Annotated in this window: 1 protein-coding gene and 1 pseudogene; one reads left to right on the top strand and one right to left on the bottom strand. The window is 55.0% G+C overall.

Features of this window, described 5'->3' with window-relative positions; translation table 11 throughout:
- A pseudogene (locus J07HQW2_RS18180) lies at positions 1-499 on the top strand (zinc ribbon domain-containing protein); the annotation flags it as partial.
- 127 nt (positions 500-626) lie between these two features.
- Here the strand turns inward: J07HQW2_RS18180 and J07HQW2_RS08520 are convergent.
- On the bottom strand, positions 627-1,164 hold a 538-nt coding region (locus J07HQW2_RS08520), incomplete at its 5' end, for a sugar phosphate isomerase/epimerase family protein (protein WP_021055048.1).

Here is a 1,164-nt window from a genome sequence, read left to right as displayed (position 1 = left end):
TGCTGGTGCTGGTGTTAGAGGATCTCTCGTACATCCGCGAAGACCTCGACTACGGCAAGTGGATGAACCGACGCCTCCACGCATGGGCGATGGGCGTTCGCTCGGCTTCAACAACGCATTGAGGCCAAAGCACGAGAAGCTGGGGTTCCGGTCACATACGTCCGACCGGAGTACACGAGCCAGATATGCCACGAGTGCGGCCACATCGGCCAGCGGAACGGCGACGAGTTCCGCTGTCCAACCGATGAGTGTTGGGTATCGGAGTATCACGCAGACATCAACGCGGTCGCCAGACTACGTCTGGCGGGCAGCAAGATCGCGACGCGATCTTGCGACGGCGGTCAATATCGCTGACCGCTACGACCCGTGGGGTGAGAGCCTACCGCTGAAATCGGCAGGCGATGACATCCCACGGGATGGGAGTGCTTGTGACAGCACCACGACTCACCGTGAATCGGGCGAGAACTCCTCACAGATGACGCTCACGGCGTACGAAGAGTCGAAACCCTCTGCCAGCGACGAGCGACGAGCGACGACTAACTGGTATTCCCACCGTGTGGGAAGCCTCGCCGTTTTACGGCGAGGAGGATGTCACGTGGTAGTGCACAGCCGCACCCTAGGACATGTTACTGACTGTCGACATCTTCAATCAGCTCAATAAATCGTTGTCGTGAGTCTGTGAGATGTGCGGCGTCATTAGTGAACACTTCAATTGTTGCCGTTGCTTCAGGAACGAATTCCTGCAGAAGCGACCCAATGTCAGCCATTGCAACGTCACCGCTACCGACTGGAATATGTGTATCGCCACGATGTCGACCATCGTGAACGTGGAGGTGTTCAACAATATCACCATACTGTGTGAGCAGTGTTCGTATGCCACTTACCCCTGCTTCGAGATATGCGTACCCAATATCAAGACAAATTGCACCATCGACATCATCAATTGTCGCTCCCACGCGGTCAAGTGCGAGGTCACCAGCATACCCAGTTGTTTCAAAACAGACGGTGACATCATGCGTATGTCCAATTTCAACGAGGCTACGTAGTTGCTCATGAAATTGCTCCGAACTCGGAGCAATTCCACGACGTGTCGGATGTGCTACAGCGGTTGTTGCGCCAAGAGCACTTGCTGCCTCTAACACAGAATCAAGATATGAGAGTGTC

Origin of the sequence: Haloquadratum walsbyi J07HQW2 (genome assembly GCF_000415985.1) — an archaeon.
Classification (GTDB): domain Archaea; phylum Halobacteriota; class Halobacteria; order Halobacteriales; family Haloferacaceae; genus Haloquadratum; species Haloquadratum walsbyi_B.
Note: the sequence above shows the minus strand (reverse complement) of the source record. Positions and strands in the feature narration are given on the sequence as shown.